The sequence below is a fragment of the Oleiagrimonas sp. genome (assembly GCF_027858935.1).
Lineage (GTDB): Bacteria > Pseudomonadota > Gammaproteobacteria > Xanthomonadales > Rhodanobacteraceae > Oleiagrimonas.
In genome coordinates this window covers 1-7,997 of record NZ_JAQIBU010000093.1, presented here as the reverse complement: position 1 = coordinate 7,997, position 7,997 = coordinate 1, and the positions used below count along the sequence as shown (strand labels likewise).

Annotated in this window: 8 protein-coding genes and 1 pseudogene; 7 read left to right on the top strand and 2 right to left on the bottom strand. The window is 65.0% G+C overall.

The annotated features are described in order from the left end of the window. Positions 1-71 precede the first annotated feature (71 nt). Together mgtE and truD are read left to right on the top strand one after the other, a co-directional pair. Positions 72-1,520: a magnesium transporter gene (gene mgtE, locus PF446_RS03705; protein WP_298069865.1), complete on the top strand. Its 1,449-nt coding sequence runs from the start codon at positions 72-74 to the stop codon at positions 1,518-1,520. A 104-nt stretch (positions 1,521-1,624) separates the two neighbouring features. Next, the gene (gene truD / locus PF446_RS03700; protein ID WP_298069861.1) at positions 1,625-2,653 is read left to right on the top strand and encodes a tRNA pseudouridine(13) synthase TruD; all 1,029 of its coding nucleotides are present in this window, start codon (positions 1,625-1,627) and stop codon (positions 2,651-2,653) included. A gap of 407 nt (positions 2,654-3,060) precedes the next feature. On the opposite strand, the gene PF446_RS03695 is transcribed toward truD, so the two are convergent. Next, positions 3,061-3,633: a heme-binding protein gene (locus tag PF446_RS03695; protein ID WP_298069859.1), complete on the bottom strand. Its 573-nt coding sequence runs from the start codon at positions 3,631-3,633 to the stop codon at positions 3,061-3,063. A gap of 345 nt (positions 3,634-3,978) precedes the next feature. After that, a complete protein-coding gene (locus PF446_RS03690; RefSeq protein ID WP_298069856.1) occupies positions 3,979-4,521 on the bottom strand; it encodes a Smr/MutS family protein in 543 nt (180 codons plus the stop codon). Positions 4,522-4,625: 104 nt separating this feature from the next. Between PF446_RS03690 and surE the strand changes: the two genes are divergently transcribed. From surE to PF446_RS14385, 5 genes and pseudogenes are all read left to right on the top strand, one after another. After that, the gene (surE, locus tag PF446_RS03685) at positions 4,626-5,408 is read left to right on the top strand and encodes a 5'/3'-nucleotidase SurE (protein WP_298069867.1); all 783 of its coding nucleotides are present in this window, start codon (positions 4,626-4,628) and stop codon (positions 5,406-5,408) included. Continuing rightward, on the top strand, positions 5,405-6,085 hold the full coding sequence (locus tag PF446_RS03680; RefSeq protein ID WP_298069854.1) for a protein-L-isoaspartate(D-aspartate) O-methyltransferase: 681 nt from the start codon (positions 5,405-5,407) through the stop codon (positions 6,083-6,085). The genes surE and PF446_RS03680 overlap by 4 nt, the downstream gene beginning before the upstream one ends. Before the next feature lie 56 nt (positions 6,086-6,141). Beyond that, complete coding sequence (locus tag PF446_RS03675; RefSeq protein ID WP_298069852.1) at positions 6,142-6,750, top strand: VTT domain-containing protein; 609 nt, start codon at positions 6,142-6,144, stop codon at positions 6,748-6,750. After that, positions 6,747-7,673, top strand: coding sequence for a peptidoglycan DD-metalloendopeptidase family protein (locus tag PF446_RS03670; RefSeq protein WP_298069850.1), 927 nt, complete (start codon positions 6,747-6,749; stop codon positions 7,671-7,673). Before PF446_RS03675 ends, PF446_RS03670 begins: the two co-directional genes overlap by 4 nt. 181 nt (positions 7,674-7,854) lie before the next feature. After that, a pseudogene (locus PF446_RS14385) lies at positions 7,855-7,997 on the top strand (OsmC family peroxiredoxin); the annotation flags it as partial.

Genomic DNA, 7,997 nt, shown 5'->3' with positions numbered 1-7,997 from the left:
GTTTGAACTCAACGTTCACCTTGACCCGGTAATTCCGATGGCGCGCCCCGCCGTCGGGGACGGAGCGTGTCATGAGCGAAGTCGAAACCAGAAAAACGCAGAGCAGCCTGCAGGACCAGCTCGCACAGATCCACGATCTACTGGAACGTCAGCGTCAGGCTGAGGAACTGTTGCGCCGCCATGGTGGCGAACACACGCAACGCGCCGAAAACCTGATGCAGCGGCAGAACCGGGCCGAGCTGCAGAAATGCCTGGATGGCCTGCATCCGGCCGACATTGCCTACATCCTGGAGGCATTGCCGCTCGACGAGCGCCTGATCATCTGGCAGCGGGTCAAGGCCGATCGCGACGGCGACATCCTGCTGGAAGTCTCCGATGCCGTGCGCGAGACCCTGATCGCGGACATGGATCAGGGCGAGATCCTGGCCGCCGTCGAGCCGCTGGACGCGGACGAGCTGGCCGATCTGCTCGAAGATCTTCCGCCCGAGGTACTGCCCGAGCTGATGGCCAGCCTGGACGCGCAACAGCGCGAGCAGGTGCAGGCGGCGCTGTCCTACGGCGAGGATCAGGTCGGCGCGCTGATGGACTTCGAGATGGTCACCATCCGCGAGGACGTGACCCTGGAAGTGGTGCTGCGCTACCTGCGCCGTTTCAGGGAGCTTCCTGAGCAGACCGACAAGCTGTTCGTGCTCAACCAGGATAACGTGTTGACGGGCGTACTGCCGTTGAAGTGGCTGCTGGTCAACTCACCCGACAAAGCGGTGGGTGCGGTGATGGCGCGCGACGTCGACACCTTCCAGCCGACCGACGATGCCGATGATGCGGCGCAGGCCTTCGAACGCTACGACCTGATCTCGGCCCCGGTGGTGGACGCCGAGGGCCGGCTGATCGGCCGCCTGACCATCGACGTGATGGTCGACCGCATCCGTGAGGAGAGCGAGTCCGAGGCCCTGGGCCGCGCCGGCTTGCGCCAGGAAGAGGACATTTTCTCCTCGGTGTGGGCCTCGGTGCGCAACCGCTGGGCCTGGCTGGCGATCAACCTTTGCACGGCGTTTCTGGCCTCGCGCGTGATCGGGCTGTTCCAGGGCTCGATCGAGAAGCTGGTGGTACTGGCCACGCTGATGCCGATCGTGGCCAGCATCGGTGGCAGCTCCGGCAATCAGACCATCATCAAGATCGTGCGTGCCATCGCCACCGATCAGGTCGGTACCAGCGCGATCTGGCGCCTGTGGCGCAAGGAGCTGGGCGTGGCCTTCTTCAATGGCCTGATATGGGGTGGCGTGATCGGCGTGGTGGTGGCGCTGATGTACCACGATATCCCGCTGGGCGCGGTGATGACCGTGGCCATGGTGCTCGAGCAGATGCTGGCCGCCTTGATGGGCGTGGGCATCCCGATGCTGATGCTGCGACTGGGCCGCGACCCGGCCATGGGTTCGAATATCTTCCTGGTGTTCATGACCGACAGCGGCGGCTTCTTCATCTTCCTTGGGCTGGCCTCGCTAGTCCTGTTCCATCACTAGCCTGGGCTGTTCCTGTTTTATCACCAGCCCGGCAGCATGCGACTTTCTCCATCCGCCGGCACCCTGCGGGGTTCGCGCGGGGACAATCAAAGAGGCACTGTTTCTTGAGTACCACGCCTGCTTCACTGCTGCTACCCCATGCCCATGGCGGATCACCATTGGGCGCGCGTCTGCGCGCCACGCCGGAAGACTTCGAAGTCGAGGAGATCCTAGGCTACGCGGCCGACGGAACGGGCGAACATGCGTTCCTGTGGGTTGAAAAGTGCGGTCACGACACGCAGTGGGTGGTGCGCGAGCTGGCGCGATTTGCCGACATCTCGCCGGTCGGCGTGGGCTTCGCTGGACTCAAGGATCGCCATGCTGTCACCCGCCAGACCTTCACCGTGCACCTTCCCGGGCGCGAGGACCCGGACTGGTCGGCTTTTCCGCATGAGGGCGTGCGCGTGCTCGACAGCACCCGGCACCGGCGCAAGCTCAAGCGCGGCGCGCTGGCCGGCAACCGATTCCTGTTGACCCTGCGCGACGTGCAGGGGGACCGTATCGCGGCCGAACGGGTGCTCGAAGCCATACGTACGCGTGGCGTGCCCAATTATTTCGGCGAACAGCGCTTCGGCCGCTCCGGTGGCAACGTGGACCGCGCCAGGGCCATGTTTGCCGGCAAGCGCGTGGACCGGCGCACGCGTTCGCTGCTGCTTTCGGCAGCGCGTTCGCAGTTGTTCAACGATGTCCTGGCCGGTCGCGTCGAGGACGATTGCTGGGATCAGTCTCTGGCGGGTGAGATCTGGGCCCTGGCCGGATCGCGTTCCTGGTTCGGTCCCGAACCGTTCAACGAGAAACTGGAACAACGCCTGGCCGCAGGCGACATCCATCCGTCTGGTCCGCTCTGGGGCCGCGGCGACACGCCGGCCATGCAAGACGCCGGCACCCGCGAGCGCGCCGTGGCCGATGCCGAGCCGGAACTGGTCGCGGGCCTGGTCGAAGCCGGCATGGACCAGGAACGCCGCGCCTTGCGCCTGCTGCCGCAGCAACTGGCGTGGGATTGGCTGGACGACACAGCCCTGCAACTGCGCTTTGCTCTACCGGCAGGCAGCTACGCCACCGTGGTTGTCCGCGAGCTGGCGCAGATCCGATAGGGTTCGGGCTCGCCAATGCGCGTCATGCCGGGGCGGAGGTGCCCGGCCTGCCGCGTGGGTGTCGCGTCCGTCGCCGCCACCGTCCGTGTGCCACCCGGATACCCAGAGCGCCGGCCCCCGGCTTCCACCGCAGGCAGACGGTTTGATAAGCGCGATCTCGATGCCAGCGTGTTCGTCCATCCATGTTTTTACTTGGTTGGGGGCGGATCCAGAACGGCTTCACTTCGTGGCCGAACTCTCCCTATGGCCTGAAGAAGTCAGCGAACAGATGGACCAAGCAGTACACCGTGGTCCTCGAGCGTGCGTGCAGGATCCTGCGGACAGTGCGCGAAAGAATCGTCGGATCGTGCGTCACGCTGCCGTGGAGTTGCACCCGGCAGGAAGCCGTCCGTTCGTGACCTGTTCGATTACCGGGTTTCCGGTTCCTGGATCGGGATCATGATCTCGTTGCGCCGCATGAACCAGGGCGTCCATGGCGGGTTGTAGCGCGCCAGCGAGGGCGGCCCTGTGGCCACCAGCTTGTGGGCCGCCATGAAGGCCTTCAGGTCGGCAGTTTTCTGCTGGATGTCCGGTTCATGCGCCAGTCCCGAGAAACGCACCACGGCCATGCGCGCGGCGGGCAGCGGAATCAGCTGTACCTGCGGGTCGTTGGGGGTGGGCAGCGTGTCCATGGTGTAGCCCTTGGGCATCAGAAAGCGCACGGTCCAGGCTCCCTCGCTCCGGGTCTGCATCACCGGGGCCGTCATGGCGATGGTTTCTCCCTTTGCCGGTGCCTGCACCACGGGCGCCGTCATGGCAATCTTCTGCTTTCGTGTATTGCCGCCGAAGATATAGCCGGCCAGTAGCCGGAAGCCGGCTTTCACCGCCTCGCGCCGGTCACCTTCCACGCGCACCTGCGCCGCGATGAGGGGAGGGTACTCGCGTACTTCCATTGGCCCGCTCTTCAAACGGACCGTGTAGCTGGGTTCTTCCGTGGCCATGGCCGAACCTCCTGAGAGCAAAACAAAGAGTATCAGGATGGTACCGGGCTTTCGCAGCCAGGCGAGAGTTTTCATGCGTTCACCTGTTGAAGGATGGATGCGTCATTCATCACCATGGCCTGGCCATGATAGTCCGGAAACGGGTCCAGGCGTCACCGGATGGATGATGAGTTTCTTAAGGTATTGAGGATTTGCCCAACACCGATGGGATTGCCCTCCGGGTCGATACATGCGAATTCATGCAATCCCCGAGGCTGGCCCTCCATTTCAAGCATGCGCGCGATATCGCTGCCCGCAGCATGGCAGACACGCATGCTTGATACCGGAACGATCGGGTTGCGGGTTTCAGCGCAGCAGCACGATCACCGCGCCGGTGCCGCCTTGCGCGGGGCGCGCGGAGGCGAAGGCCAGCACGTCACTACGGCGGCGCAGCAGACGGTCGGCCAGGCCCTTGAGCACCGGCCCCCCGGGCCTTGAGCGCAGGCCCTTGCCGTGTACGATGCGCACGCAGCGCCAGCCTTCGACGTGGGCTTCATGGAGCAGTTCGAGCATGCTCTGTGCGGCGGCTGCGGCGTTCATGTGGTGCAGGTCGATCTCGCCCTGGATGCTGAACTGGCCGCGCTTGAGGCGGCGCAGCAACTTGGGCGAGTGGCCTTCGCGCAGGTAGCTCAGTTCCTCGCCGACCTCGATCCAGGCGGGGTCGTAGCTACCGTGCAGCAACTCATCCACGACCGCCGCCTCGTCCGCATCGCGCATGTGCGGATGCGGCTTGGGAGGAGGCACCACGGCCGGCGTGGCCTCGGCCTGGATGCGACGCACACGGCCCACGGCATTGCGGAACAGGGCAATGTCGTCTTCGCTCGGCTCGGACGGGTCGTGGCGCTTCATGGGCTCATCCTAGCGCGGGGCAGGGTCAGACTGAATCAGCTAGAATCATGGGCCCATCTTCCGGCATCCCCGATGCCGGTCCACAGCGCGAAGAAAGCCTCCTGATGCGAGTTCTTGTAAGCAACGACGACGGCGTGGACGCGCCGGGCATTCATGTCCTTGCCGAACGCCTTGGCGCGGTCGGCACGGTCACGGTGGTGGCGCCGGACCGCGACCGCTCCGGCGCCAGCAACTCTCTGACCCTGGACCAGCCGATCCGCGTGCACACCATGGAAAATGGTTTCCATCGGGTCGCCGGCACGCCCACCGATTGCGTGCATCTCGCACTGTCCGGCCTGCTGGACGAGAAGCAGGACATCGTGGTGTCCGGGATCAACAATTCCGCCAACCTGGGCGATGACGTGATCTATTCGGGTACGGTTTCGGCGGCCATGGAAGGGCGCTTCCTGGGGCTTCCGGCGATCGCGGTGTCGCTGGTCACCCACGACCACCGCAGCGAGCACTACGACTCGGCCGCGCGCGCCGTTCTGGTGCTGATGCAGCGCCTGCTCACCGATCCGCTGCCGGCCGATACCATTCTCAATGTCAACGTGCCGGACCTGCCGTGGAACGAGATCCGCGGGTTCGAGGTCACGCGCCTGGGCAAACGGCATCCGTCCGCACCGTGCATCGAACAGCACGACCCGCGCGGGCGTCCGATCTGGTGGATCGGGCCGGCCGGAGCGGTGGACGACGACAGTCCCGGCACCGACTTCAACGCGGTCAGCCGCGGCTATGTTTCGGTGACCCCGATCCATACCGACCTGACCCGTTTCCAGGCACTGGAAAAGGTCAGCCACTGGGTGCAGGCAATGAGTGAGCGCCTGGGCGAGGAGGGCTCGGCATGAAGACCCATGCGCTATCCGCCGAAGTCCTGCGCGGCGAGGGCCTGACCTCCCAGCGGGCGCGTGATCGCCTGGTCACGAAACTGCGCGAGGACGGCATCAAGGACCTGCGCGTGTTGGAGGCCATCCGCCGCCTGCCGCGCCACGTGTTCATCGACGAGGCGATGGCCTCGCGTGCGTACGAAAACACGGCCTTGCCGATCGGTCACGGCCAGACCATTTCGCAGCCTTGGGTGGTGGCGCGCATGACCGAGGCACTGATCGAACGCGGCGTGCCGCAGCGGGTACTGGAAATCGGCACCGGATCGGGCTACCAGGCCGCGGTGCTGGCCACGCTGGTACCCGAGATCCACACCGTGGAGCGCATCGAGGAATTGTTGCGCAGTGCACGGCGACGTTTTCGCCAGCTGGGCTTCGAGAACCTGCGCTCCAAACATGACGACGGCCACCTCGGCTGGCCGTCGGAAGCGCCTTTCAACGCCATCATCCTGACCGCGGCGGGCGAAGGCATCCCGCAGCAGTTGTTCGATCAGCTGGCGCCCGGTGGCGTGCTGGTGGCGCCGGTCGGCCCCAGCGGAGCGCAGACGCTGCTGCGTCTGCACCTGGACGCGGAGGGTGAACTGGTCTCGGAGAACCTGGGCGATGTCAGCTTTGTGCCCATGCTTGGCGGGATGGTCTGAATGACCCTCTGTCCCGGGCGAGGTACGCCCCGTGAACGCGAAGGGCGCATCTGCTGATGCGCCTGTTCGGGCCCCTCTATGAGCGAGCGCTCCGCGCCTCGCGGCACCGGCATGCCGAGCGTTACCTGGCGGGTCTGAGCTTCGTCGAGGCGTTCATCTTTCCGATCATGCCCGAAGTGATGCTGGCACCGATGGCGCTGGCGCGCCCGGAACGGGCGTTCCGCTATGCCGGCGTCAGCCTGCTGTTCTCGCTGCTGGGTTCCCTGGTGGGGTATGCGCTTGGTCACTATGCATTCGAGGCATTGACCCCGCTGCTGGCCGACATGCATCTGCTGGCGCCGATCCAGCACGGGGTGGACAGCCTGCGCATCCAGATGAACGAGCATTTCTGGGGCCTGATGCTGGTGCTGCTGCTGGCCGCCCTGCAGCCGGTGGTACCGATGAAGTTCATCACCTGGGCCGCGGGCATCGTCGGCGTGCCGCTGCTGCCGTTTCTGCTTTGCATGGCGCTGGGTCGGGGCAAGCGCGTGTTCCTGCTGGCACTGCTGATCCGCATCTTCGGCAAGCGCGCCGAGGACATGTTGCACAAGCACATCGAGTGGATCGGCTGGTTCGCCCTGGTCCTGCTCGCCGGCCTGCTGACCTGGTGGTGGCTGTCCCGATGAAATCGCCGCTGCGCCCGGTTATGCTGACCCTCATGCGTGCAAAGACCCTTGTTGTCGGCCTGGCCATGGCCCTCCTGCTCAACGCCTGCGTGATCCCGCATCACACGGTGATGGTGCAGTCTGTCCAGACCGACGACAGCGGCGTGCCGGTGCATGCAAGCGGTCCGATGCACAATGGCCACTACATGGTGGTGCGCGGCGATACGCTCTACAGCATTGCGTTCCGCGCCGGCGTGGATTTTCGTGACCTGGCCCGTTGGAACGCCATCAACGCGCCCTACGTGATTTATCCGGGACAGCGCCTGCGCATCACGCCGCCGCCGCACCCGGTCGGCGTGCCCTCCAAACCGGTGTTCGAACCTGTGAATCCTGCGCCCGCTGTCCAGCATGCCGCCACTGCCGTCACCGGCGGGACTGCGGCCGGAGCAGGCCAGACCGCGCAGGTGGCCCAGGCCGAATCCTCTACGGTGCCGGTGGCCGGTGAAGCCACGCAACCCTCTCGCGAGCCCGTATCCGCCCGCTCGGTACCGTCGGCGCCTACGCACGAAGCCGGAGGCGTGGACTGGCGCTGGCCGGCCAGCGGCGCACTGGTCAGCGGGTTCAACGCCAAGGACCCCATCCCCGGCATCGAGATTGCGGGCCATGCGGGCGATCCGGTGCGTGCGGCCGCTGATGGCGTGGTGGTGTACAGCGGCAACGGACTGGTTGGTTATGGCGAACTGGTCATCATCAAACATAACGACACCTATCTTTCCGCCTATGGCCACAACCGCAAGCGGCTGGTGCATGAGGGCGAGCGCGTGCGCGCCGGCCAGGAAATCGCCGAGATGGGTTCCAGTGGCGCTCCGCGCAATGAGTTGGAATTTCAGGTCCGCAGGAACGGCAAGCCGGTCGACCCGCAGCACTATCTGCCTCCGCGCTGAATGTTCGTCTGCAGCGGACAGCGCGCTTGTATATTTTCCATTTTCATGACGCCGTGATTGCGGCTTCAGGCCTGGCTTCAGCAAGCCCGGCGCATACTTGATGATGGTGGACAGGCTTGCATTGGACGTTGTGGTCCGCACCTTTCCAATAGGTTTGATTACCTCAGCGAAGGAGAACGATATGAAACGATCCGCTTCCGCCATCTGGAAAGGCGACATCAAATCTGGCAACGGTGCCATCTCGACCGAGACCGGTGTCCTGGATGAGACATCCTACGGATTCAAGTCGCGCTTCGAGGACGGCCCCGGCACCAACCCGGAGGA

Bases quoted from the DNA above. Each gene is read 5' to 3' on its own strand.
- mgtE (WP_298069865.1), top strand. From the start codon at position 72: ATGAGCGAAGTCGAAACCAGAAAAACGCAGAGCAGCCTGCAGGACCAG.
- PF446_RS03695 (WP_298069859.1), bottom strand. From the start codon at position 3,633: ATGGCCACGGAAGAACCCAGCTACACGGTCCGTTTGAAGAGCGGGCCA.
- PF446_RS03690 (WP_298069856.1), bottom strand. From the start codon at position 4,521: ATGAAGCGCCACGACCCGTCCGAGCCGAGCGAAGACGACATTGCCCTG.
- surE (WP_298069867.1), top strand. From the start codon at position 4,626: ATGCGAGTTCTTGTAAGCAACGACGACGGCGTGGACGCGCCGGGCATT.
- PF446_RS03680 (WP_298069854.1), top strand. From the start codon at position 5,405: ATGAAGACCCATGCGCTATCCGCCGAAGTCCTGCGCGGCGAGGGCCTG.
- PF446_RS03675 (WP_298069852.1), top strand. From the start codon at position 6,142: ATGCGCCTGTTCGGGCCCCTCTATGAGCGAGCGCTCCGCGCCTCGCGG.
- PF446_RS03670 (WP_298069850.1), top strand. From the start codon at position 6,747: ATGAAATCGCCGCTGCGCCCGGTTATGCTGACCCTCATGCGTGCAAAG.